This window comes from uncultured Boseongicola sp., from assembly GCF_937988555.1.
Lineage (GTDB): Bacteria > Pseudomonadota > Alphaproteobacteria > Rhodobacterales > Rhodobacteraceae > Boseongicola.
Genome location: NZ_CALJXO010000077.1, coordinates 1 through 25,123 on the forward strand (window position 1 = coordinate 1; position 25,123 = coordinate 25,123).

Here is a 25,123-nt window from a genome sequence, read left to right on the forward strand (position 1 = left end):
CCGGATTATTGACGGTCGCGAAGCCGCAAATATCCCACCGCTGAATGCGCCGGATCAAATCGACGCCATCGCGCTCAGGATAAACGTGGGGCCGATTTATCGGTTCTCCGAAGCCAATGTCGGCCCGCTTACGTCGCAAACGGAAATCTCCGAAGACTTCCGCCGCGGCGCAGTCGCTGGCACAGGTGCTATCCGCGATGCGGCGCGGTCCGCCATTGCCGGGTGGCGTGACAATGGGAATGCGCTGGCCGACATCGGTCAGCAACAGATCATAGCGCGCCACGACGAAAACCGCATCGCCGCAAATATCAGCGTTGAACCCGGCCCGGTGCTTGCTTTCGGCGACATTGGAATCGTCGGCAATACTGACGTGCGCACGCGGCGCATCAATTCAATTGCAGGCCTTGAGGCCGGAGAGCGATTTGACCCTGCCGAAATCATCCGCGCCGAGCGGCGCCTTCGCCGGACAGGTAGCTTCCGCTCGGTTGTCATTACAGAAGGCGATACCGCCACAGCGGACGGCACGCTTCCCCTGACGATTGAGGTCGCCGAACAAACCCCGCGGCGCTTTGGTTTTGGGGCAGAATACAGCACGATCGACGGCATGCGACTGACCGGTTTCTGGCTTCATCGCAACTTCCTTGGCGGTGCGGAACGTTTCCGCGTCGACAGTGAAATCGCCGGGATTGGCGGCGAAACAGGCGGCGTTGATTACGGAGTTGACTTGCGCTACGAACGCCCCGCGACCCCGCGCGCCGACGTCGATCTTTTTGCCGAGCTGGGCTTCGAGCGACTTAATGAACCCGATTTCAGATCCAAAACCGGTGAATCCACGCTTGGTTTTACCCGTTATGCCACGGATGAACTCGTGGTCACATTCGGCGTGGGGTATCTCTATTCCGAAGTCGACGACGACTTTGGTAACGAAACATACTCTCTGATCAATCTGCCACTTGGCCTGACGTTGGACCGTCGCGACGACGCGCTCGACCCTACAAAAGGCATCTTCATCAAAGCCGACGCGATCCCGTATTACGGCCTTGGAAGCACGGAAAGTGGCGCGCATCTGAAGCTGGACACGCGTGGTTTCCGCACCTTTGGCGATACTGTCCCAGTGACCGCAGCCCTCAGACTTCAATTCGGCTCGTTGATCGGGCCATCCCTGACCGAAAGCCCACCGTTTTACCGGTTCTACTCGGGCGGTGGAGGAACCGTGCGGGGGCAAGACTATCAATCGCTTGCCGTTGATGTGGGAGGAGATCGCACGGGGGGGCGCAGCTTTGTGGGAATTTCCGCCGAGGCGCGCATGCGCTTTAGCGAAACCATAACGGTCGTGGGATTTTACGACTGGGGATTTGTCGCAGCCGAAAGCTTTGTCGACGGTGGCGGCGATAGCCACTCCGGAGCGGGCCTTGGCTTGCGGTACAATACCGGGATCGGCCCGATACGCCTTGATCTTGCAACCCCTGTCAGCGGCGCCGCGGATGCGTCCGATTTCTATATCTACGTCGGCATCGGGCAGGCATTCTGATGCGAAAAACGATTGCCTCCGCGATGGCTCTGATACTGCTTGCGGCCTCTGTCTCGGCGCAGGAAAGGCCAGGCCTGTTTGACCGCCTGTTTGGTGGATCACAAGCAGAAGACGCAACCGAAGACCCTGGCGGCTTTCTGGAACGTCTGATCGAAGATAACCTTTCCGGAGATGGCCGCGACGTTGAAATTTCTGGATTTTCAGGCGTGCTTGGCGGCCGCGCCACGATCAATACCTTCACGATCTCAGACACAGATGGCGTCTGGCTTTCGCTTTCCAATGTGGTGCTTGACTGGAACCGCGGCGCGCTTTTGCGGGGCCGCATCGAGGTTGCCGAGCTGTCCGCTGAAAATATCTCCCTGCCGCGGCTTCCCGTTGCGCCCGAAGCTGCGCCCCCCGCGCCCGAAGCCTCAGGCTTTCGGCTCCCGGAACTGCCCGTTTCCGTGTCAATCGAAGGCCTAAGCGCGGGACGGCTCGAAATTGGTGCACCCGTGTTCGGCGTCGAGACCATCGCCTCTCTTCAGGGCGGTTTCCGCCTGGAAGGTGGGGAGGGGTCAGCACAACTTGACGTATCCCGCCTGAACGGAGACGGCCAGTTAACCCTTGATGCAAGTTACAGCAACGAGACCGAGAACCTCGCGCTTGATCTGTCGCTGACCGAAGCCGCAGACGGGATCGTCGCCAATCTCATAAATTTGCCGGACAGACCGCCACTGGCCTTTTCAATTCAAGGCGAAGCGCCGCTTTCGGATTACGCCGCAGACATCCAGCTTGCAACCGACGGCGAAGACCGCCTGACAGGCCGGATCATCACCGTAGCTCCGACAGATGGCACCGACGCCACGCGGATCATTCGGGCTGACATCCGCGGTGATATCGCGCCGCTTTTCAACACCGCCTATCAGCCGTTCTTTGGCCGTGATACGGCACTGGTCGCCAACGTCACAACATTTGCAGATGGCCGAACCGATATCAGCGACCTTTCCCTATCCGCCGAGAGCCTCGCTCTCGACGGTCGGATTTCGCTTGCACCTGGTGGCCTCCCCCGGGAAATTGCTGTGACCGGACAAATTAGCAATCCGGCGGGTGGCGCCGTGCTTTTGCCGCTGTCCGGCCCTGAAACCCGCGTCGATCGCGTTGATCTGGACGTGTCCTTCGATGCCGCACAAGACGACCTGTGGACCGGCCGTTTCGAGATCGCGGGACTGAACCGCCCTGGGTTTTCGGCACAATCCGTGTCCCTAGACGGCAGTGGTCAGATTGACGCCACAACGCCACAAACGGTCACGGCACAATTGCGCTTTGCTGCGACCGCGCTTGATCTTGGCAACCCCGAAGCCGAGCAGGCCCTCGGCGAACGCGTCACCGGCCAGCTTGATATCGACTGGACGAACGGCGAGGCTCTGCGCCTGAGCGACTTTGCGATCAAAGGCGAAAGCTACGGCCTTACCGGCAACGCCGACGTGGCCTTCAATGACAACGGGCCCCAGATTACTGGCAAAGCGGTTGCCAGCGCGACGCGTTTGTCCGCGTTTTCAGGCATTGCTCAACGCGCTTTAGGTGGCGCCGCCGAACTTACGGTCAATTTTGAAGCTGAGCCGCTCGCCGGGTTCTTTGATATCGCCGCCGAAGGCGCGACGCGAGACCTCGTGGTCAGCCAGCCGCAGGCCGATGGTATTTTGGAAGGCGAAGTCGATCTTTCCATCAGCGCACGTCGAAATACGAACGGCACCTTCCTTAATATCGAGCGGCTAAATTCCCCCAACGCCGAAATCACCGGCCGCGCCACATTGCGCTCTGGGGCCTCACAGATCGAGCTGGACGCCCGTCTCTCCGACGCGTCCTTGGTCTTGCCACAAGTTACGGGACCAGTGCGCGTCGCGGCCGATGCAAATGAAGTCGACGGACGGTGGGAATGGACCCTCGACAGCGGCTTTGAGCGTACAATCCTGACCGCAACCGGTACGGCGGTCGACATTTTTGACAGACCAGTTATTGCCGCAAACGGCCGCTTGGCCGCAGACGACCTTGACGATTTTTCCGAATTGGCGGGCCGACCGCTTTCTGGCTCTATCGACACAGCCTTCACAACCGAGATCGTGGCCGACCTTAGCCGAGCGACCCTGAACCTTGATGGCACAGCCTCTGACTTGAAAATTGGTCACGAGCAGGCCGATGCTTTGCTCTCGGGCGACCTCGCACTTGTGATCGATGTCGCAATGGCCGATCAGGTCTTCACGCTGCGGCAATCGACAATAGACGGTCCCGCCGCAAGCCTTTTGGCGGATGGCATCCTATCAAGCACGTCCGGCGCACTTGAGGTCTCGGGCCGCCTTACAGATATTTCGACGGTCTTGGCGGGTGCTCCGTCAGGTCCCCTTACGTTTGAAACTGAAACGGTCCGCGAAGGTGACAATTGGCGGTTCGACGTCAAGACGGATGGCCCCGCGATCAGTCTTGCATCCAACGGGGTCGTGATTGATCCAACCGGCCCGGCCCCCGCGATTGAGGGAGCAGTTAACACCGCTCTTTCCGATCTTTCAATCTTTTCTGACCTTGCGCAACGACGATTAACCGGATCCCTCACGGTCGACGCCTCGGGCCGGGCCACCGCCGATTTGTCAAGCTTCGACATCACCGCCACCGCAAGCGGTAACAACGTGACGACCGGTATCGGGGAACTTGACACCGCCTTGGCCGGGGCTTTGTCCGCCGACATCAAAGCCGCGCGCGACGGAGACGCGATCAGCATCGAAACGGCGCGCTTTTCAAGCAACCTCGTTTCGGCAACCGCCCAAGGCGCGCTCGGTCCAGTCGGAAGCGCTATCGAGATCGACGCCCGTCTGGCCAATGTGGCTCCCTTCGTCCCCGGCTTCGCTGGGGCCGCAAGCGTCACCGGCACAGTCACACAAGCCGACCAACAACGCCTTGAACTTGATCTTGACGCCACAGGCCCCGGTGGCGCGCGGGCCACGATCGCCGGAAGTGTCGCCAGCGATGCGTCGAACCTTGCACTCAGCGTCAGCGGCGGCGCGCCTCTTGGCCTGCTTAATCGCTTCCTCGAGCCCCGCTCACTCTCGGGCGACGTCGCTTTCAATCTCCGTATTGATGGCGCACCAGCCCTTGAAAGCCTTTCGGGTCGCATCACAAGCGCCAATGCCCGACTTGTCGCACCGACCATCGGGATCACTTTGGACGACACCAATCTGAACCTGACACTCGCAAACGCCCGTGCCACGATCTCCGCGGCAACCAATGTCTCGACAGGTGGGCGCCTGGGTGTCGAAGGCCAGATATCACTCACTGGGCAGCGCGACGCCGATCTCGACATCCGTCTGATCGAAGTCGTCCTGAGCGATCCGCAGCTTTACGAGACTGAAATCAGCGGCACCATCACTATTGATGGCCCACTCGCCGGAGGTGCGCGTATCGCCGGAAATCTCGGCCTTGGCGAAACAAACGTCCGCATCCCATCCTCAGGCTTCGGCGGAGCTGGCGCAATTCCAGAGATTATCCACATCAACGAACCGCCACCGGTCCGCAAAACGCGTGATCGTGCAGGGATGCTTGAGCGCGACGCCGATGCCCGCGCCGGAGCCGGCCCGGTCTTCCCGCTGAACATCAACATCGCTGCACCAAACCGTATTTTCGTTCGCGGCCGGGGTCTCGACAGCGAATTTGGCGGAAGTCTGCAAATTACGGGCACAACCGCAAACGTTATCCCACAGGGGGCGTTCAATCTGATCCGCGGACGGCTTGATATTCTTGGGCAGAGACTGGCGCTCGAGGAGGCAACCGTAACAATTCAGGGCTCTTTCATTCCTGTTCTGCGCATTCGCGCGACGACCGATGCCGAAGACGTCAGTGTCGCGGTCATCGTCGCCGGACCTGCCAACAATCCCGAGATCACCTTCACGTCGGAGCCGGACCTGCCACAAGAAGAGGTCCTCGCGCGGCTTTTGTTCGGTCGCGAACTGCAAAGCCTGTCGCCCATTCAGGCCGGGCGTCTTGCGCTTGCGGTGCGCAGGCTCGCCGGCCAGGGCGGCGAGGGGATCATATCCAACGTCCGCAAAGGCCTTGGTTTGGCTGATTTCGATGTCACCAGTGACGCAGATGGCAACGCTTCGGTCCGCGCAGGCGCCTATCTTGGAGAAAACATCTATACGGACGTAACCGTCAACGCGACGGGAGAAACCGAACTGAACCTGAACCTCGATCTCAGCAATTCCCTCACCCTAAAAGGGTCCACCGCAACAGACGGAGATACCAGCGTCGGCGTGTTCTTCGAGCGCGACTACTAACTGTTTTTGTCATCATTCTTGGAAATGGCTTTCCGCAGTGTTATGTTTGACGTATGGGCATGCTTTCAGCCCAAGCTTTGGTGCTTCTCAAGGAGGACAATGTCCTGTCACACGTCCACGATGCGGTCCGTGAACCGGCCGCAAGCGGAAGCGGTCGCATGACGACCGCGAACACCGCCCCACTGACGAGCAAGGCTTTGCTCGACGAAATTATCACATCGCTGGAAGACGACAAGGCGGAAGACATCGTCAAAATCGACCTGCACGGCAAATCCGAGATGGCAGACTATATGGTTGTCGCATCCGGTCGTTCCTCACGACAGGTGTCAGCAATCGCCAACCATCTGGTCGACTCGCTGAAGCAGAACCACGGCCGCTTGTCCAAAATCGAGGGCAAGGAAACCGGCGACTGGGTTCTCGTCGATGTCGGCGACGTTATCGTCCATGTGTTTCGTCCGGAAGTCCGCGAGTTCTATCAGCTTGAGAAAATGTGGCTGACGCCCGGCGGACCCGGTTCTATGCCAGCCTAAAGCGGGCTGGGATGAAACTGAAAATAGCGGCGGTGGGCCGGCTACGTGCTGGCCCCGAAGCTGACCTTGTCCGGGACTATATGGCGCGGTTCGACAAAACCGGCCGCAACCTCGGGCTCGGACCCGTTTCACTGCACGAGGTTGAGGCAAAAAAGGGCGGCATGGCGGCGGAAGCACATCTGCTTGAAAAAGCCATCGGCCTCTCTGCTCCCGTTTGCGCATTGGACGAACGCGGCAAGGTGATGTCTTCCCCAGATTTTGCAAAACTGCTTGGCACCTGGCGCGATCAGGGGGCCGCAGAGCCTGTGTTCATGATCGGCGGTGCCGACGGGATAGACCCAAATTTGCGCGCCCGTGCCAACATCAGTCTCAGTTTCGGCAAAATGGTCTGGCCGCATATGCTTGTCCGGGTAATGCTGGCCGAACAACTCTACCGCGCAGCATCAATCCTTGCAGGCAATCCCTACCATCGCAGCTGAGCGGACACCCGGTTGCTCGGTGTAAAAACCGACCAGGGCACCGCCCCTTAGTCACCATAAAATTCGCGAAAATCCTGCCGACAATTCAAGTCTTAACATCAGGCGCGTCCCGCCCGGTCGAGGCGCGGATCCCTGCGATCTTATCTGCGGTAGCAATGATGTCTGACAGGGCAGTCTCAGCTTCCATCTGCAGCTTGGTTGGATCGCTTTCGTAGGCTTCAAGATAAACGCGAAGCGTCGCCCCAACCGTACCGGTTCCAGAAAGGCGGAACACAATCCGGCTCCCGCCGGCGAAGACAATGCGAATGCCCTGGCCTTCCGAACGCGAGTTATCGACTGGATCGTCGTAGGCAAACTCATCCGCGCTTTCGACCATGCCGGCGCCAAAGGTTTGGCCTGGCAGATCAACCAACTTGGCACGAAGCGCCTCCATCATGGCTTCAGCGCGATTTGCGTCCACTGCTTCATAATCATGGCGCGAGTAGTAATTTCGCCCATACGTCGCCCAGTGATCACTCAAAAGATCCTTCACCGACAAGCCCGTCTCCGCCAAGATATTGAGCCAAAGCAGCACCGCCCAAAGCCCGTCTTTTTCACGCACGTGGTCGCTGCCAGTGCCCGCACTTTCTTCGCCGCACAGCGTAACGCGGCCCGCATCCAGCAAGTTGCCGAAAAACTTCCACCCTGTCGGTGTCTCAAAGCACGCAATACCCTTCGCATCTGCGACACGGTCCACGGCACGCGACGTGGGCATTGATCGCGCGACACCGGCAAGTCCTGCCGCATACCCCGGTGCAAGATGCGCCCGTGCTGCCAAAACAGCGAGGCTGTCAGAGGGCGTCACATAAACGCCCCGTCCAAGAATCATATTGCGATCGCCATCCCCGTCCGACGCGGCTGCAAAATCCGGCGCGTCTGGCCCCATTACCAAATCCACCAAAGGCTTCGCCCAAATGGGATTTGGGTCTGGATGCCCGCCACCGAAATCCGGCTTTGGGTCGCCGTTCAAGACAGTTCCAACGGGTGCGCCCAGATGGCGTTCCAATATCTCGGTGGCATAAGGACCGGTGACGGCATGCATGGCATCAAATTTCATTGTGAACCCGCCCGCAAACAGATGCCTGATTTTGCCAAAATCAAACAAGGTCTCCATCAACTCGGCATAGTCGACAACCGGATCCACAACCTCGACCTCCATGCCACCAAGCTTAGAGGACCCGACTGTCGACAAGTCCACGTCCTGCGCTTGAAGAATGTCATAAGACGTCAGCGTTTTGGTCGCCTCGAACATGCGGTTTGTGACATCTTCGGGGGCTGGCCCCCCATTCGCCATATTGAACTTGACGCCGAAATCCTCATCGATCCCGCCGGGATTGTGACTTGCCGACATGATGATCCCACCATCGGTCTTGCGTTTGCGGATCAGGTGAGAAGCAGCGGGCGTTGACAAAAGCGCATTCTGCCCAACAATCACTTTGGTCGCTCCGCTTGCCGCTGCCATGCGCAATATCACCTGAGCAGCCTGTTCATTGAAATAGCGACCATCCCCCCCCAGAACGAAGGACTTACCAACGGCACCATCAATACCCTGCCAGATCGCTTGCACGAAATTCTCCAGGTAATGCGCGCCCATGAAAACCTTTGTCTTCTTACGGAGGCCCGAGGTGCCCGGCTTCTGGCCCTCGATCGGTTGCGTCTGAACTGTGATCATTTCCATCTCGACGTCCTCTCTCTCAGGCTTCGGCACTTACCAGCACCAAAGCCGATACACTTTGCTCTTCAATTTCAATGCTTTCATCCATAATTTCCACCGGAACAAGCCCGGGACTAGCGCTATCAACCTCGTGCCGCCAAAGCTGCCCTTCCGGTGCCGGAGGCAGCTGGAAAACGACCGCTGGTCCAGCGTTAAAAACTGTTAAGACAGCATATTCCGACGCGGCATAGGCAGGCGTGCCCGCCGCAGTTCGCATTTCGACAGCCAATACCTTGCGGGCAGGGTCGTGCCAGTCGGTCGTCCCCATCGCCTCGCCGTCTTCCCGCCACCAAAACAGATCTTCCACCCCATCGATCATCCGCTCCCGCGAATGCAGAAACAGCTTTTGGCGCAGCACGGGATGCGCCTTTCGGAACGCGATCAGACGACGCGTAAACGCCAGAAAATCGGCATCAATGTCAGACCAGTCAATCCAGGCCGTCTCGTTGTCTTGGGCATATGCGTTGTTGTTGCCACCTTGCGAATGTCCAAGCTCGTCGCCCGCCAGGATCATCGGTGTGCCTTGCGACATCAGCAAAGTCGCCATCATTGCGCGTTTACGCCGCGCGCGGGCCTCAAGGATATCCGCATCATTGCTCGGCCCTTCGACACCCAGGTTCGCCGAGTAATCTTGAGAATGGCCGTCTTTGCCCCCTTCCCCATTCGCCGCGTTGTGCTTTGTCGAATAGCTCACCAGATCGTCCAGCGTCATCCCATCATGCGCGGTCAGGAAATTCACCGAAGCCGTTGCATTGCGCCGCGAGTGGTCAAACTGCGTCGCCGAACCCGTTAGCCGCGCACCCAGATCGGCAACCCGGCCCGGATCGCTCCGCCAGAACCGACGAACGCCATCGCGATACTTGTCATTCCACTCAAGGAACGGCGGCGGAAAAGCCCCAAGTTGGTATCCACCCGGACCGATGTCCCAAGGTTCCGCAATCAGCTTGATCCCTTTCATTGAAGGGTCCTGCCGGATCGCATCAAAAAAGCCCGAGCCGCGGTCAAATCCGCCCTGCGTCCGGCCCAGAACGCTCGCCAGATCGAAGCGGAAACCATCAACGCCCATCACACCGACCCAATAGCGCAAGCTGTCCATGACCATCCGCAAGACCATCGGGTGATCTACATTCACTGTGTTTCCGGTGCCGGCGTGGTTCACATAGTGGCGCCGATCATCGGCAAGCATGTAGTAGCTTGCGTTGTCCAATCCCCGGAACGAGATCGTCGGGCCCATCTCGTCGCCTTCCGGCGTGTGATTGTAAACAACATCCAAAAGCACCTCGATCCCCGCTTCGTGGAACCGGTCGACCATCGCGCGAAATCCGGCGACATCACTTGGTCCAAGATACTTCGGATCGGGCGCGAAAAATCCAAACGACTGATAGCCCCAGTAATTGGTCAACCCCTTCTCAACGAGGAATTGCTCGCTGAGGAATGCATGCACGGGCAACAGCTCAACGGCCGTGACCCCAAGTTTCGTGAGGTGGTCCAGCATTGCCGGTTCGGCCAGCCCGTCGAACGTGCCTTTCGCCTGAATACCCGGATGCATCTGCGTGAGGCCACGCACGTGCCCTTCGTAAATCACAGTATCTGCAACAGCCGTCCCCGGACGTTGTGGGGGCGGGAAATCAAAGGTCTCGGTCACGACACATCGCGGCATTTTCGACGCGCTGTCGCGGGGATCAAAGCTAAGATCAAGCGCCTCCGCCGCGCGGTTATATCCAAAAATCCGATCGTCCCAGGTCGGATGACCGGTCAGCTTCCGGGCATAGGGATCAACCAGTAACTTATTGATATTAAATCGATGTCCCTTATCCGGCCGGTACGGCCCCTGGGCTCTAAGCCCATAGAGTTGCCCCGCCTTCAGCCCATCAATATGCCCGTGAAAAATACCGCCTTCGCGTTCTGGAAGGGCAATCTGCGTCTCGCGCCCCTCAGCGTCAAAAAGACAGACATAGATCTGCCTTGCGTGGTCTGAAAAAACAGCAAAGTTCACCCCACCTTCGGTCAGCGTCGCGCCAAGCGGCGCGCTTTTTCCGGGACCCATAGCGTGGTTCATGCGCTGTCCGTCAGACGATCATAAAGGCCCGCATATTCAGCGGCCGAGGCCTCCCAGCCAACGCTTTGACGCATCGCGTTTGACTGCAGCATCGCCCATGCGTCGACGTCTTGGAATAAATCTACCAACTGCACCATCGTTGCGGCAAGCGCATGCGCCGTCAAAGGCGAAACCTGCAAGCCAGTTGCCACACCAGATCGCATCGCCATCGGGCTTGCATGAATAACCGTGTCCACCAATCCGCCTGTCGCCGCGACCACTGGGATCGCCCCGTAGCGCAACCCATAAAGCTGCGTCAAACCACAGGGCTCGAACCGCGAAGGCACCAATATCGCATCCGCTCCCGCCATCATCCGATGGCTCAAAGCCTCGTCGTAACCGATCCGCACAGCAACGTTCGCTTGCGCCGCCGCTGTCTTCACGAAAGCAGCTTCCAACTCCTTGTCACCTGATCCCAAAAGCGCCAATTGCCCGCCGCGATCAATAAATGCCGGCAAAGCTTCAAGCAGCAGATCTAGTCCCTTTTGGTGGCTCAATCGCGACACAACAACCGCCAGCGGTCCATCAGCATCAGGCAGGCCAAACTCCTTGCGAAGCCGCGCCTTGGCCCTGCCTTTTCCACGAGCCGTTTTGTAAGTTGCGATATTCGGGTCAGTTTTTGGATCCCAAACCTCAAGATCAATGCCGTTCAAAATGCCCGTCAAATCACCGGAACGGGCGCGCAACACCCCATCAAGACCCATCCCAAATTCAGGCGTGGTCAACTCACGCGCATAGGTAGGACTGACAGTTGTCAGCGCCGTTGCAAATTGCAGCCCCGCTTTCAGCGCACCAATCTGCCCCCAGAATTCAAAGCCGTCCTCGGTAAAATCTGACGGATCAAGTCGTAGGCCTGCAAGCCGATTAGCCGGAGCCAGCCCATGAAACGCTATGTTGTGGATTGTCAAAACAGACGGGACATCAACACCGTTCGTCTTCAAGTAATAAGGCGCCAACGCACCTTGCCAGTCATGCGCATGCACCAGCTGGGGCGTCCAACCACCCGCGCCATCCTGGGCAATCCGCATCGCCATCCACGACAGCGCCGCAAACCGTTCGGGATTATCCGGAAAGTCGTTTCCATCCACATCAAGGTAGGGCGAGCCCTCGCGCTTAAAGAGATGCGCGGCGTCCAGAACATACAAAGACAGTCCTGCAACCCTTGCTTCCAACACCCGCGCCGGACCGCCAAAAAGATCGTCCTCTGTCAGCACCGTCCTTGTTTTCTTCAACGCCTTCATGACAGTCGGATACCCAGGCAAAAGCGTCCGCATCTCGTGTCCAAGTGGCTTTAATGCCGCCGGCAAAGCACCCGCCACATCGGCGAGCCCGCCGGTTTTCACCAGCGGGACACACTCCGATGTAACGGACAGAATACGAGTCATTTCTTGGCAGCCCTCACATCAAGCATCGACTGCGTAATAAGCGTGACACCCCCTTCGGTGACCCGGAACCAGTTCTCGTCCTCGACCGGATCTTCGCCCACGACAAGGCCCTCCGGAATGTGAACACCACGATCAATCACACAATTGCGAAGGCGCGCCGAGCGCGCAACGTTCACGTAAGGCAAGGCCACCACCTGATCGAGTGAGGCATAACTGTTGGTATGCACCTGCGTGAACAGCAGCGATTTTTTGATCTCGGTACCCGAAACGATACAGCCTCCCGACACCAGCGACGAAACCGCCGAACCGCGCCGCTCGTCCTGATCGTGGATAAACTTCGCGGGCGGCACACTTTCCGAATACGTCCAGATCGGCCAGTTCTTATCCCATAAATCCAAATCCGGCGCAAAATCGGTCAGGTCAATATTGGCCCTCCAGAACGCATCCACCGTTCCCACGTCACGCCAATAGGCCGGAGCTTTCGGCCCCTGACGCACACAGGACGTCGAAAACCGGTGGGCCTGTGCCTTCCCGTTTTTCACAATCTCCGGGATGATATCACCGCCGAAATCGTGGCTCGAATTGGGATCTGAAGCATCCTCCAACAGCAGCTCGCGCAAGAACGACCACTTGAACACATAGATCCCCATGGACGCCAATGCGTGCTTTGGATCACCCGGAATGGCCGGTGGATCAGCCGGCTTTTCAAGGAATTCCGTGATTTGGTCTGTTTTATCAACATGCATCACGCCAAAGGCGCTGGCTTCTTCACGCGGCACGGTCAGGCAGCCGACCGTCACGTCTGCATTGGTGTCCACATGCTGGCGCAGCATGATTTCGTAATCCATCTTATAGATATGGTCGCCAGCCAAAATCAGAATATATTCAATGCCATAGCTGTCCACGATGTCGATGTTCTGCGTCACCGCATCGGCGGTCCCGACGTACCACTTGTTCTCTTCGACCCTCTGGGATGCCGGCAATATATCGAGATACTCGTTTCGCTCGGCCCGGAAGAAATTCCAGCCGCGCTGACAATGTCGGATCAAACTGTGCGCTTTATACTGCGTGGCAACCGACATTTTTCTAATGCCAGAATTCAGCGCATTCGAGAGTGCAAAGTCAATAATTCGGACCTTGCCACCAAAGAAAACTGCCGGCTTCACACGGTTATCGGTTAGCTCTCTCAGCCGTGATCCGCGCCCTCCCGCAAGCACAAAAGCCATCGATTTCGCCGATAGACGTCCATTTACGTTCGGTGTCATATGGTCCTCCCCATTCTTCTTATCGTATTGTTAACGTTCAACTTCCCTCAAAGGTCAAAATGACCGTACTAAGGGGTGGCAGGGTCACGCGCGCGGATGCAGGCTGGCCATGCCAACCGGCGCCTTGCGCAATCACCTCTCCCATGTTCCCGCGATCTCCTCCGCCGTAAGTGCTGGCATCCGTATTCAACGCCTCGCGCCAGCGGCCCTCATGCGGCAAACCGCACTGCCATCCACTGCGTTCCACAGGCGTAAAGTTAGAAATAATCACCACTGGGGTGTCATCCTCGCCCCCGCGCCGGATCCAGGCGTATGTGCTGGCCTCGGCGTCGGTGGACTCGATCCACTGAAATCCGTCCGGCTCGCAATCCTTTACGTGAAGCGCAGGCTCCGCGCGGTAGAGTGTATTCAGATCACGCACCAACCGCTGCATGCCTGCGTGGCGCTCATCATCAAGGCACGCCCAATCAAGCGAAATGTTATGGTTCCACTCAGTTCTTTGCGCAAACTCTTGTCCCATAAACAAAAGCTTTTTGCCCGGATGGCCCCACATGAACCCGTAATAGGCCCGAAGGTTCGCAAATTTTTCCCACTCGTTACCCGGCATTTTGGTCAGCATGGACCCCTTGCCGTGCACCACTTCATCATGGCTGATCGGAAGGATGAAATTCTCCGAAAACGCATAGTGTAGCCCGAAAGTCATCTGGTGATGATGGTGTTTGCGATGGATCGGATCCTTTTTCATGTACTCCAGCGTGTCATTCATCCAGCCCATGTTCCACTTGTAGCCGAACCCAAGCCCGCCGTCGTCAACAGGGCGCGAAACCCCCGGAAAACTGGTGGATTCCTCGGCCGCGGTCATGATGCCATCAACCTTGCCATAGACCGTTACGTTCATCCGCTGAAGCATATCGATCGTCTCGTAATTCTCGCGACCACCGTCCTTATTTGGCACCCATTCCCCGTCTTTCCGCGAATAGTCGCGATATAGCATCGAGGCGACCGCATCCACACGCAGACCGTCAATGTGGTATTCTTCAAGCCAATACAAAGCGTTCGATATGAGGTAATTAGACACCTCACGACGCCCATAATTGTAGATGTAAGTGTTCCAATCCTGATGGAACCCTTCGCGCAGGTCGGCGTGCTCGTACAAAGCTGTCCCGTCGAACCGGCCAAGCCCGTGGGCGTCCGTAGGGAAATGCCCCGGCACCCAGTCGAGCACTACACCGACGCCTTTTTGATGCGCCGCCTCAATCAGATCGCGGAATTCATGCGGCGGACCAAACCGGATGGTCGGCGCAAACATACCCACCGGTTGATAGCCCCAGGACCCATCAAACGGAAACTCGCTGATCGGCAACAACTCGATATGTGTGAACCCCATATCGGCAACGTAGTCGACCAGTTCCGTCGTCAACTCGCGGTAACTGAGCATGCGGTTGTCGTTCTCGACCTTCCGCCGCCACGATCCCAAATGTACTTCGTAGATACTGATTGGCGCTGTTCGCGCGTTTCGCGCACCCCGCTGCGACATCCACTGCGCGTCATCCCAGCCAAAGCCGGAAATGTCGCGCACAACGCTGGCGTTTTCCGGTGCGTGCTGACTGCCAAATCCAACAGGATCGGCCTTCAAAGGCATTGTCGTCCCGTCTATTCCAAGGATCTCAAACTTATAGACCGTGCCATCCCCGGCACCGGGCACAAACGTTTCCCAAACACCCGTTGCACCGCGCCGCCGCATCGGATGCCGGCGACCGTCCCAGGCATTGAAATCCCCAACAACCGAAACCCGCCGCGCGTTGGGGGCCCAGACTGCAAAATGCGTGCCAAGCGCGCCTTCGTGCTCGATCACATGCGCGCCAAGAACTTTCCAAATCCGCTCATGCGTACCCTCGGCCAGAAGGTACTCGTCCATCTCGCCCATAACGGGACCGAACCGGAACGCGTCCTCCATCTCCCAACTGCCGCCAGCATCGTCCTCGCCGCACAGAAGGTAGGGTTCCGTTCCTGGCACTTCGCCGGAAAACACGCCCGGCGCGTCTCGAACAGCCCCCAGCGCGTGCTTCTTCCCCGAAACAACCGCAAAAATACGCGCTGCGCCAGGGTCAAACGCATTCACAAAACGCGCACCGTCCACGGTGTGAGGTCCAAGAACGGCAAAGGGGTCGTCATGCTGTCCAACGACAATCCGTCGCGCATCCTCGTGTGAAATCGCGGTCTTAAGATCAGTCGATTTCGACGGCATAGATCCCCCCAGTGGTTTAAGGCTCCGAGAAATCGAGCGCCTATGCAGCGGCGATCCTTCGAAGCGGCTTTGACGGCACAGCGTCCCAGATCTCTGAAGCATAACCACGAATTGTGCGATCTGACGAGAACCAACCGGATCGCGCCGTGTTCAGCGCCGTCATTCGCGCCCAGCGGGCCGGGTCGCGGAACGCCGTATCCGCCTCGCGGGACGCCCGCCAATAGTCGGTGAAATCTGAGGCAACGAGAAAATAGTCGGGTCCAGACACATTGTCCGCAATGCCGCGGAACCGGTCGTGATCTCCATCCGCGAAAGTGCCATTGCGCAACGCATCAAGCGCGCGGGCAAGCTTTGGATCCGCACTGATCGCCTTGCCTGCATGGCCCTCGACTTCCCGACGCGCCAAAACTTCCTGCGCGGTCATTCCAAACAAAAAGAAGTTGTCCGCACCAACATGTTCGCGGATTTCCACATTTGCCCCGTCCAGCGTGCCGATCGTCATCGCGCCGTTCAAAGCAAATTTCATATTGCCCGTGCCCGAAGCCTCTTTGCCAGCTGTCGAGATCTGCTCGGAAAGGTCAGCCGCCGGGATCAAACGCTCGGCCAACGTCACGTTATAGTTCGGCGGATAGATGATTTTCAGCCATTTCGATGTAACCGGATCATCGTTCACGGCCAGCGCCACGGAATTGATCAGATAAATGATGTCTTTCGCAAAATGATATCCAGGTGCCGCCTTGCCGCCAAAAATCACGACGCGCGGTGTCCAGTCTGCACTCGGATTGTCCCGCATCTCCTGCCAAAGCGCGATCGTCTCAAGAATGTTCAAATGCTGGCGTTTATACTCGTGGATGCGTTTGATCTGCACGTCAAACATCCCGCTTGGATCAACTTTCACGCCAAGTTCAGTGCCGATCCAGTTCGATAACGTTTCCTTGTTCGCACGTTTCGCCTTCGTATACCGCTCAAGAAAACCGGATTCTCCAATGTGAGGTTCAAGGTCGCCCAGCTTTTCAGCGTCGCCAATCCAGCCGTCACCAATCACGTCGGTGATTACATTCGCCAGCTGCGGATTACAGGTCTTCAACCAGCGGCGCGGCGTCACACCATTGGTTTGGTTCACGATCCGCTCGGGATGCAGATCGTTCAGGTCCTTAAACACAGTCTCTTTCATCAGGCTCGTGTGAAGCGCCGAAACGCCGTTCACTTTCGACGCCATAACAAAGCTCAACTCGCCCATCTTGACTTGTCCGTGCTCAATAATGGTCACGCCGGGATATTGCTGCGCGTGCGACTCGTTGATCATTTCGATCAACCGCATGTGGCGCGGCAACAGATGCCCCATCAAGCCTTCCGACCACCGTTCCAACGCCTCGGGCAAAAGCGTGTGGTTCGTGTAATTCAGACAGCCGCGCGCAACCATCATTGCCTCCGCAAACGGCATTCCGCGCTCGTCGTGCAAAAGCCTCACAAGTTCGGGGCCTGCTATTGCCGGATGCGTGTCATTCATCTGAATAGCGACCTTCTTTGGCAGATCGCGCAGATCAGAATGCTCGCTTTCAAACCGCCGCAGGAGGTCGCGCAGTGAGGCCGCCGTGAAAAAGTATTCCTGCTTCAGGCGCAGCGCTTTGCCTTCATCCGTGGTGTCATCGGGATACAAAACCCGGCTGATCGTCCGCGCCAAGGCTTCTGTTTCCGCCGCCCCGGCATAGTCGCCGCGATTAAACCGGCCAAGATCCAAGACTGATGTGGGCATTGCCTCCCAAAGCCGCAGGGTGTTCGCCCATTGGCCTTTCCAGCCAATGACCGGTGTATCAAACGCCCGCGCCACAACCGACTCATCTGGCCGCCAAACAGTTCGCCCGCCGTTCTCAAATATCTCGCCCGCAAATCCAATTTCAAACGATGCTTCCGGGCGTTCAAACTCCCACACATGCTCTTGCGTCAGCCAATCTTCAGGCTCCTCGATCTGGCGGCCATGATTGAACCGCTGCCGAAACAAGCCGTGCTCATAGCGGATCCCGTATCCGTAGGCCGGGATACCAAGCGTCGACAGACTTTCCAGAAAACACGCAGCAAGCCGCCCGAGGCCACCGTTGCCAAGGGCCGCATCTGGCTCGTCGTGGATGATCTGATCGAAGGGCAATCCCAGGCTGTCGAACGCCGCTTTGGCTTCGTCCAGAATGCCCGTGTTGACCATCGCGTCTTCCAAAAGACGCCCGATCAAGAACTCCATTGATAAATAGTAGACCCGTTTCGCGCCTGCGCGATATGTGGCCCGTGTGGATTCAAACCAAGGATCGACAATCTTGTCCCGCGTTGCGAGCGAAAGCGCCACACGCCAGTCGTAAATCGTGGCGTGGTCGGCATCTTTGCCAAGACTGTATTTCAGGTGCGACAGGATCGCATCCCTTAAGGTCTGATCACTCATCGCACCGCTCCCAAAACCAACATTTCAAGTGTCGTTAGCGTTAACAACAACTCTTATTTCGAGGATTCATCCGCCATGCAACCGCAAACAGAGCGCATGCGGCTAAACGGCCATAGTTGCCTGCACGGCCCTGTGCCAAAGCGCGTATTTCTGCGCGCGATCCTCTTCGCTCATATTGGGCTCAAACCGTGCGTCCAGTGCCCAGTTCTTTGCGAACTCTTGCTGATCGGGGTAAATCCCGGCCTTCATTCCCGCCAACCAGGCCGCGCCCAAAGCCGTGGTTTCCTTAACCTCGGGACGATCCACCGGCGCCCCAATGATGTCGGACAGAAATTGCATCGTCCAATCACTGGCCGACATGCCCCCATCAACCCGCAGAACGCCCTTCAATTCACCAGGAGAATCCGCCCGCATGGCTTCCAAAAGATCGCGCGTTTGGAAGCCAACACTTTCCAAAGCCGCACGCGCCAACTCCGCCGGACCGGAATTTCGGGTCAAACCAAAAATCGCACCACGGCAGTCAGGCTTCCAATACGGCGCACCCAACCCAGTGAATGCAGGAACCATCACGACCGATTGCGTTGGATCCGCCGCCTCGGCAAGCGCTTGTGTTTCCGGCGCCTCGCGGATGATCTTCAATCCATCACGCAGCCATTGAACAACCGCCCCGGCAATAAAGATCGATCCTTCCAGTGCATAGGTTCGCTTACCATCCAATTGATAAGCAACTGTCGTCAGCAATCGGTTGTTCGATCTGATCGGTGTGTCGCCCGTATTCAAAAGCGCGAAACACCCGGTGCCATAGGTCGACTTCATCATGCCCGGCAGGAAACACGCCTGCCCGACCGTCGCCGCCTGCTGGTCCCCCGCAACCCCAAGGATCGGGATTTCGCACCCAAAAAGATCGGGGCGCGTCACGCCGAAATCGTCGGCGCTGTTGCGGACGTCGGGAAGCATCTCCATCGGGATATCGAACAGATCGCAGATCGTGCTCGACCACGCGCCCTTTTCGATATCGTACAGCATAGTGCGACACGCGTTTGTCGCATCCGTCGCGTGAACCACACCGGCGGTAAGACGCCAGATGATATACGTATCCACAGTCCCGAACAGCAATTCGCCCCTCGCCGCACGCTCCCGCGAACCCGAAACCTTGTCCAAAATCCACTTCAGCTTGGTCGACGAAAAGTAGGGATCAAACAGCAGTCCGGTTTTCCGCGTGATCGTCTCTTCGTGCCCGGCCGCAACCATTTCGGCGCAATAATCCGCTGTCCGTCGGTCTTGCCAGACAATCGCATTATGAAGTGGCTCGCCGGTAACCTTGTCCCAGATCAGCGTGGTCTCACGCTGGTTCGTGATGCCAATGGCTGCAATGTCCGTCGCGTTGATCCCGGCCTTTTCGATGGCCGCTCGGCAAGTCGCCACAACGGTGGACCAAATATCTGACGGGTCATGTTCGACCCAACCGCTCGCCGGATAATGTTGAGGAAATTCCTCCTGTGCGATCGTCTTGATCGCCATGGACTCATCAAACAAAATGGCCCGACTTGAAGTCGTGCCCTGGTCGATTGCCATCACATAGCGCATTAGATCGTCCTCCCTGCTGTCGGGATTGGTTTTAGTCCTACTGAAGTGCCGCCACCAGTGGTTGCGGCATGGTTTCATCCAGCCGCGCTATCTGAGCAGTCGTCATCCGCAAACCAAGCTTGGATCGCCGCCACACAATGTCTGCGGCTGAACGGGCATATTCTTTAGAGACAAGCCACTTTACTTCGACATCCGTTAACGTCGCGCCAAAATCCTCCCCCAGATCAGCCGCTGACGTCGCTGCCCCAAGCAGAATCCACGCATCCGTGCCATAGGCCCGCATCAAACGCTGCGCCCAGAACGGAGACAAAAAGGGGTAGTCCGATTTCAGCCGCTCAACCATCGCGGCGAAATCGCCAACCGGAAAATCTCCGCCCGGCAGCGGCACTCCCGCCGTCCAATCGCCCTTCGTCATTTCAAAATGCGGCTCAAGCTTCGCCATCGCTTGCTCGGCCAGCTTGCGATAGGTTGTGATCTTGCCGCCGAAAATACTCAGAATCGGTGGGCCATTGTCATCCAGCGACAAGACGTAGTCCCGTGTCGCAGCCGTCGCCGATTTTGCCCCGTCATCGTACAAAGGCCGCACTCCGGAAAACGTCCACACGATGTCGTCCCGGCTTATATCGTCCTTCAGATACTGGTTGACGAACGCCACCAGATAATCTGCCTCGGCGTCGGTACAGACAGCCTTGGACGGATCGCCGTGATATTCCTGATCCGTCGTTCCGATCAGTGTAAAATCCGTCTCATAGGGGATCGCAAAAATTATCCGGCCATCTTCGCCTTGAAAGAAATAGCACTTGTCGTGATCGAAAAGCCGCTTCGTCACGATATGCGAGCCCTGAACAAGCCGGATCCCTTCGCTTGTGTTCAGCCGAGCAACCCCGCGCACAATTTCTTCAACCCAGGGGCCCCCCGCATTCACAATGGCATGCGCCAGATGGGTGTGCCGCCCGCCCGTCATCAGATCAAGCGTTTCAATCCGCCAAAGGTCTCCGTCGCGCTCGGCGGTCAGCACTTTGGTGCGCACCAAAATAGTCGCGCCCCGCTCTGCAGCGTCGCGCGCATTCAACGCAACCAACCGCGCATCCTCGACCCAACAATCGGAATACTCATAGGCCTTCTCAAACTTGTCGTCCAAAGCCGCGCCCACTGGATCCTTCTTGAGATTAACCGTCTTGGTCCCCGGCAAGATCTCGCGTCCGCCAAGATTGTCGTAGGCGAACAACCCAAGCCGGATCATCCATCCAGGCCGTCGCCCGCGCATCCACGGCATGAAAAGCTTCAACAATTTCGAGACCGGCGTCGTGTTCTCGAAGCGCATGTCCTTGTGATACGGCAGCACAAATCGCATCGGCCACGAAATATGCGGCATCGCCTTCAGAAGCGTTTCGCGTTCGATCAAAGCCTTTTTCACAAGCTCCACCTCGAAGTACTCCAGATACCGCAAACCGCCGTGAAACAGCTTCGTCGACGCCGAAGACGTCCCCGAGGCAAGGTCATTCATCTCGGCCAGCTTCACCTCAAGACCGCGCCCCTGCGCATCCCGCGCAATGCCGGTCCCATTGATGCCGCCGCCAATTACGAACAGATCCACTGCGCGATCGGCCATGACGCATATCCTTCGTGTTGTCTTTTGCTCGGGTTTATCTTTTGAAGGCTTATTCAATCAGAATCCGAAGGTCCTCACAACGCGGATTTTCGCGGTACTTCTCACGATCTTAAAACCGTAATTTGAATGATTCCAAAGAACGGCAGCAATCCCACAACGCCATCAAAGCACGCCGCAAGTACAGATACGAAAAAGCCTCCGAGATGCATTCGCCGCCCTCCATCCCCGCGCCAAGGCCATCAAATTGAAGCTGATCTGCCGATTAATACTGAAGATTTTCCACAATGTGCTCATGTAACAGCAAAATGGCACTTTTACTGCATTGCCTGACCCCAGAGAAAATTTCGAAAATTGTTAAGATTTTAAATTTGTATGGGGGTAATCATGCTCAAATCTATTCTCGTGGTGGCATTTGCCACAGCCACTCTGGCAGGCGCTGTTAACGCAGCGACGCTCTGCGGTACGATCGAAATCACTGCAATTAACGCGCAGGGTTTAGCGGCGGAGTAACCACGCGCGACGCCTGATAATGACGAGATCGCTTACAGTGCAAAGGTGGATGGTGAATAGGTCAACCCGCGCAACGAATTCGCGTATACCGGCGAGCTTGATTTCGACCCATACACCCGCAAGGCGGAACAACGATCCTCGCCTGGCTTAAGACCGGCGGCGGGATGATCTCAGGTCTCGTCGACGTCTTCGGCGGCCCGCAACTCAGCCAGCCACGCAGCGACGGTGATCCATCGGTTCTGAACGTCGATGGAAATCTGACAGGGATTTCGCTTCCGGCAAGCTTGCGGCTTCTTTGCGCAGGCATGGGCCGTCCAATTGGGCGGCCCTTTTCAATTCCGTACCCCTTTGCCCGGCGCGCCTAGCGCGCTATCTTATTTATAAGCCATAGCCGAAGGAAAGTCCCTCATGCTTCGCCTCGCCCTTGCCTGCCTGCTCACGCTTGCCGCCACCACGGCGTCGGCCCAGGACCGTCGCATCAGCCATTGCATCGCCATCGCGAATGCCGACCCCGGCATCGAATTCATCCAAAGAGCAAGCTGGAAAGCCCCCCTCCCCGACGAATTCACCGTTCGCCTGACCTACATTGATCATTCGATGTTTCTTCTCCAAACGTCAGGTGGTCTCAATGCCATCACCGACTACAACGGCTTCATCGGCGCCGTGACCAAAGTCCCCGACATCGTCACGATGAACAACGCCCATGGCACGCACTGGACCGCCGTCCCCAACACGAACATTCCCCATGTGCTTGAAGGTTGGCGTCAAGAAGGACTGCCCGCCGACCACAATCTGGACCTCGGTGAAATGCTCGTGCGCAACGTAACCACGGACATCCGGGACCGTTTCGACGCTATCACCCGCGTGAAAGACGGCAACTCGATCTTCGTCTTTGAGGCCGGCGGTCTTTGCATTGGTCACCTCGGCCATCTCCACCACGAACCAAACGACCAACAATATGCAGCATTGGGCCGTCTCGACGTGGTTATGGCCGCAATTGACGGCGGGCTCACGGTCGACACCCCGACGATGATCCGCATCGTAAAGCGCCTGAAATCATCGATCGTCCTGCCAATGCACTGGTTCTCGCGTGGATCCCTCGAGGTGTTCCTCGCCGGTGTCTCAGATGACTTCGCGATTGACAGGACCAAAGAAACCTCGCTCGAAGTTTCCTTGCGCACCCTGCCAAGTCGCCCGACCGTCGTGGTTCTTGAACCTCGCTTCCTGACGATGGAAAATTGACAGCGCCACCCCTGAAAGACCAACGTCCGAACATGCTGAACGCCTTCACTCATGACACTGCCACAACCCTTCAAAGCGCGCTGCCTGACCTGCCCCTGAAGCAGGCGGAACCACGTTACCTTGAGGAACCACGTGGTAAGTGGACCGGTCTTCCGACCTACGTTGCGGCCCCCCGCAATACTGAGGATGTCGCGACCATTGTGCGCTTTGCCAATACGCATCGCTTCGGCCTTCAACCCTTTGGCGGCGGCACAGGCCTCGTCGGCGGGCAGCTCACCACCAAAGGTCCGGAACCGCTGATCCTGTCGTTGGAAAACATGAAGGCGATCCGCGCCATTCACCCACAGGAAAACACGCTTATCGCCGAAGCCGGCGTAACGCTTGAAACCATTCACGCGGCCGCCGCCGATATCAATCGCCTGTTTCCTCTGACCTACGGCAGTAAAGGTACGGCGCAAATCGGGGCAGGCCTTGCAGTTAATTCCGGCGGGTTGAACGTCCTGCGCTACGGTATGGCGCGCGACCTCTGCCTCGGCATCGAAGCCGTTCTGCCCAACGGCGATATCCTGCACGGCCTAAAACGGCTGAAGAAAGACAACACAGGCTACGACCTGCGTCACCTTCTTATCGGTTCAGAGGGTACGCTTGGCATCATCACGGCGGCCGCTTTGAAACTGTCACCGCGCCCGGCACACACCGCGACGGCCTTTCTTGTAGTCCCAAGCCCCACAGCCGCGCTCGAGCTTCTGGCCCGCACGTGGGACGCCGCCGGAGAAGTCATTTCGGCCTTCGAGATCCTCTCCGGTACCGGCTTTCAGTTTCTGAAAGACGTCTTTCCCGACATGCGCCAGCCCTTTGCAACTCCGCCCGACTGGTCCGTCCTTGTCGAGATCGCGACCTCTGCGGGAACCGACCCCCAAGCCATTCTGGAATCCGTCTTTGCCGATGCCTTCGAGAATGGCTTGGTGACAGATGGTCTCATCGCGTCCAGCGGCCAACAGGCTGACGACTTCTGGGCGGTGCGCGAAACGATACCACTCGCCAATCGCATTGTCGGTGCGATTGCAAGCCACGATATCTCGCTGCCGCTATCCCACCTCGCCGAATTCATCGACACGACGCACAAACAACTCCACGAGATTGCCCCCATCCGCATCAATTGCTTCGGCCACCTTGGCGACGGCAACCTTCACTACAACGTTTACCCACCCGCGGGAAAAGACCGTAAAGTCTACGCTGATATCGCGGCAAAGATCTCACACCTGGTCCACGACAACGTTGTCGCCCGCGGCGGCAGCTTCAGCGCCGAACACGGCATTGGCCGCCTCAAGACCGCTGATCTTGCACGATATGCTGATCCCACAAAGCTCGCGACAATGCGCACGATCAAGGCCGCTTTTGATCCAAATGGCATCATGAACCCGGGCGCGGTTATCGCAGCAAACTGATCGCGAAAAAACCCACTCTGCCAATACAAAACCCCGCCGATCTGATCGGCGGGGTTGTTATTCGTTTCATACAGGCTTGCTCGTTCGGTTTAGAATGCAGGCCTTAAATTATACTGAATGAACGCCGTGGAAAGACCACCACTCCTTAAAGCCCCTCAAATTCGCAGAGCACTTCCACCTCCATGCCCAGCGCTTCCAACTTCTTGCGCCCGCCAAGCTCCGGCAAATCAATGATGAAGGCGCATCCCACAATATCCGCGCCCATCTGCTCCAAAAGCTTGATCCCGGCCTCAGCAGTGCCTCCGGTCGCCAACAAATCGTCCACCACCAGAACCTTTTCCCCGGGCTGAACTGCATCGTCATGGACCTCCATGATCGCCTCGCCGTACTCCAACTGATACTCTTGGCTCAGCGTCTTTCCCGGCAACTTGCCCTTCTTGCGGATCGGCACGAAACCCACCGACAACTGGTGCGCAATTGCACCCCCGATTATGAACCCGCGCGCCTCCAGACCCACGACTGTATCTATCTCTTCGCCCGCATAGGGGTGTAGCAATTGGTCGATACACATGCGAAATCCGCGTGGATCAGCAAAAAGTGTGGTGACATCTCGAAACAGAATGCCTTCATGCGGGAAGTCCACAATCGTGCGGATGTAGTCTTTGACGGTCTTTTTGCGGTGATCCATGTCCGGCCCTATCTG

The 25,123-nt window shown here is 57.6% G+C and carries 17 protein-coding genes; 8 read left to right on the forward strand and 9 right to left on the reverse strand.

Going from position 1 to position 25,123, the window contains the following annotated elements:
• The 4 genes from Q1B15_RS04255 to rlmH all read left to right on the forward strand — a co-directional run.
• On the forward strand, positions 1 to 1,531 hold a 1,531-nt coding region (locus Q1B15_RS04255), incomplete at its 5' end, for a BamA/TamA family outer membrane protein (protein WP_299750642.1).
• Entirely contained in the window at positions 1,531 to 5,832 is a 4,302-nt protein-coding gene (locus Q1B15_RS04260) for a translocation/assembly module TamB domain-containing protein (protein WP_299750645.1), read from the forward strand. The genes Q1B15_RS04255 and Q1B15_RS04260, both read left to right, overlap by 1 nt.
• Before the next feature lie 158 nt (positions 5,833 to 5,990).
• On the forward strand, positions 5,991 to 6,362 hold the full coding sequence (rsfS, locus tag Q1B15_RS04265) for a ribosome silencing factor (RefSeq protein WP_299750648.1): 372 nt from the start codon (positions 5,991 to 5,993) through the stop codon (positions 6,360 to 6,362).
• 11 nt (positions 6,363 to 6,373) lie between these two features.
• Complete coding sequence (gene rlmH / locus Q1B15_RS04270) at positions 6,374 to 6,841, forward strand: 23S rRNA (pseudouridine(1915)-N(3))-methyltransferase RlmH (RefSeq protein WP_299750651.1); 468 nt, start codon at positions 6,374 to 6,376, stop codon at positions 6,839 to 6,841.
• Between the two features lie 85 nt (positions 6,842 to 6,926).
• Here rlmH and Q1B15_RS04275 read toward each other — a convergent pair whose 3' ends face one another.
• From Q1B15_RS04275 to glpD, 8 genes are all read right to left on the reverse strand, one after another.
• Positions 6,927 to 8,558: an alpha-D-glucose phosphate-specific phosphoglucomutase gene (locus Q1B15_RS04275; RefSeq protein WP_299750654.1), complete on the reverse strand. Its 1,632-nt coding sequence runs from the start codon at positions 8,556 to 8,558 to the stop codon at positions 6,927 to 6,929.
• A gap of 16 nt (positions 8,559 to 8,574) precedes the next feature.
• On the reverse strand, positions 8,575 to 10,653 hold the full coding sequence (gene glgX, locus Q1B15_RS04280; protein WP_299750657.1) for a glycogen debranching protein GlgX: 2,079 nt from the start codon (positions 10,651 to 10,653) through the stop codon (positions 8,575 to 8,577).
• On the reverse strand, positions 10,650 to 12,077 hold the full coding sequence (gene glgA / locus Q1B15_RS04285; RefSeq protein ID WP_299750660.1) for a glycogen synthase GlgA: 1,428 nt from the start codon (positions 12,075 to 12,077) through the stop codon (positions 10,650 to 10,652). Before glgA ends, glgX begins: the two co-directional genes overlap by 4 nt.
• Positions 12,074 to 13,342, reverse strand: a complete 1,269-nt coding sequence (gene glgC, locus Q1B15_RS04290; protein ID WP_299750663.1) for a glucose-1-phosphate adenylyltransferase — start codon at positions 13,340 to 13,342, stop codon at positions 12,074 to 12,076. Before glgC ends, glgA begins: the two co-directional genes overlap by 4 nt.
• Positions 13,343 to 13,379: 37 nt before the next feature.
• Positions 13,380 to 15,590, reverse strand: a complete 2,211-nt coding sequence (gene glgB, locus Q1B15_RS04295; RefSeq protein ID WP_299750665.1) for a 1,4-alpha-glucan branching protein GlgB — start codon at positions 15,588 to 15,590, stop codon at positions 13,380 to 13,382.
• Between the two features lie 40 nt (positions 15,591 to 15,630).
• Entirely contained in the window at positions 15,631 to 18,021 is a 2,391-nt protein-coding gene (locus Q1B15_RS04300) for a glycogen/starch/alpha-glucan phosphorylase (protein WP_299750668.1), read from the reverse strand.
• A 102-nt stretch (positions 18,022 to 18,123) separates the two neighbouring features.
• On the reverse strand, positions 18,124 to 19,608 hold the full coding sequence (gene glpK, locus Q1B15_RS04305; RefSeq protein ID WP_299750672.1) for a glycerol kinase GlpK: 1,485 nt from the start codon (positions 19,606 to 19,608) through the stop codon (positions 18,124 to 18,126).
• 37 nt (positions 19,609 to 19,645) lie between these two features.
• Positions 19,646 to 21,220 carry a glycerol-3-phosphate dehydrogenase gene (gene glpD / locus Q1B15_RS04310; RefSeq protein ID WP_299750675.1) on the reverse strand — a complete coding sequence of 525 codons (1,575 nt, stop codon included), beginning with the start codon at positions 21,218 to 21,220 and terminating at the stop codon, positions 19,646 to 19,648.
• A gap of 384 nt (positions 21,221 to 21,604) precedes the next feature.
• On the opposite strand from glpD, the gene Q1B15_RS04315 reads away from it, so the two are divergent.
• The 4 genes from Q1B15_RS04315 (at position 21,605) to Q1B15_RS04330 (ending at position 24,420) form a co-directional block, all read left to right on the forward strand.
• Positions 21,605 to 21,730: a hypothetical protein gene (locus Q1B15_RS04315; RefSeq protein ID WP_299750678.1), complete on the forward strand. Its 126-nt coding sequence runs from the start codon at positions 21,605 to 21,607 to the stop codon at positions 21,728 to 21,730.
• A 164-nt stretch (positions 21,731 to 21,894) separates the two neighbouring features.
• The gene (locus Q1B15_RS04320) at positions 21,895 to 22,095 is read left to right on the forward strand and encodes a hypothetical protein (protein ID WP_299750681.1); all 201 of its coding nucleotides are present in this window, start codon (positions 21,895 to 21,897) and stop codon (positions 22,093 to 22,095) included.
• Between the two features lie 43 nt (positions 22,096 to 22,138).
• Complete coding sequence (locus tag Q1B15_RS04325) at positions 22,139 to 22,972, forward strand: MBL fold metallo-hydrolase (RefSeq protein ID WP_299750684.1); 834 nt, start codon at positions 22,139 to 22,141, stop codon at positions 22,970 to 22,972.
• The gene (locus tag Q1B15_RS04330) at positions 22,969 to 24,420 is read left to right on the forward strand and encodes an FAD-binding oxidoreductase (RefSeq protein WP_366141670.1); all 1,452 of its coding nucleotides are present in this window, start codon (positions 22,969 to 22,971) and stop codon (positions 24,418 to 24,420) included. The genes Q1B15_RS04325 and Q1B15_RS04330 overlap by 4 nt, the downstream gene beginning before the upstream one ends.
• Positions 24,421 to 24,565: 145 nt before the next feature.
• Here the strand turns inward: Q1B15_RS04330 and Q1B15_RS04335 are convergent, their stop codons facing one another.
• Complete coding sequence (locus Q1B15_RS04335; protein WP_299750687.1) at positions 24,566 to 25,108, reverse strand: adenine phosphoribosyltransferase; 543 nt, start codon at positions 25,106 to 25,108, stop codon at positions 24,566 to 24,568.
• Between the last annotated feature and the right edge of the window lie 15 nt (positions 25,109 to 25,123).

Bases quoted from the DNA above. Each gene is read 5' to 3' on its own strand.
- Q1B15_RS04260 (WP_299750645.1), top strand. From the start codon at position 1,531: ATGCGAAAAACGATTGCCTCCGCGATGGCTCTGATACTGCTTGCGGCC.
- rsfS (WP_299750648.1), top strand. From the start codon at position 5,991: ATGACGACCGCGAACACCGCCCCACTGACGAGCAAGGCTTTGCTCGAC.
- rlmH (WP_299750651.1), top strand. From the start codon at position 6,374: ATGAAACTGAAAATAGCGGCGGTGGGCCGGCTACGTGCTGGCCCCGAA.
- Q1B15_RS04275 (WP_299750654.1), bottom strand. From the start codon at position 8,558: ATGGAAATGATCACAGTTCAGACGCAACCGATCGAGGGCCAGAAGCCG.
- glgX (WP_299750657.1), bottom strand. From the start codon at position 10,653: ATGAACCACGCTATGGGTCCCGGAAAAAGCGCGCCGCTTGGCGCGACG.
- glgA (WP_299750660.1), bottom strand. From the start codon at position 12,077: ATGACTCGTATTCTGTCCGTTACATCGGAGTGTGTCCCGCTGGTGAAA.
- glgC (WP_299750663.1), bottom strand. From the start codon at position 13,342: ATGACACCGAACGTAAATGGACGTCTATCGGCGAAATCGATGGCTTTT.
- glgB (WP_299750665.1), bottom strand. From the start codon at position 15,590: ATGCCGTCGAAATCGACTGATCTTAAGACCGCGATTTCACACGAGGAT.
- Q1B15_RS04300 (WP_299750668.1), bottom strand. From the start codon at position 18,021: ATGAGTGATCAGACCTTAAGGGATGCGATCCTGTCGCACCTGAAATAC.
- glpK (WP_299750672.1), bottom strand. From the start codon at position 19,608: ATGCGCTATGTGATGGCAATCGACCAGGGCACGACTTCAAGTCGGGCC.
- glpD (WP_299750675.1), bottom strand. From the start codon at position 21,220: ATGGCCGATCGCGCAGTGGATCTGTTCGTAATTGGCGGCGGCATCAAT.
- Q1B15_RS04315 (WP_299750678.1), top strand. From the start codon at position 21,605: ATGCTCAAATCTATTCTCGTGGTGGCATTTGCCACAGCCACTCTGGCA.
- Q1B15_RS04320 (WP_299750681.1), top strand. From the start codon at position 21,895: ATGATCTCAGGTCTCGTCGACGTCTTCGGCGGCCCGCAACTCAGCCAG.
- Q1B15_RS04325 (WP_299750684.1), top strand. From the start codon at position 22,139: ATGCTTCGCCTCGCCCTTGCCTGCCTGCTCACGCTTGCCGCCACCACG.
- Q1B15_RS04335 (WP_299750687.1), bottom strand. From the start codon at position 25,108: ATGGATCACCGCAAAAAGACCGTCAAAGACTACATCCGCACGATTGTG.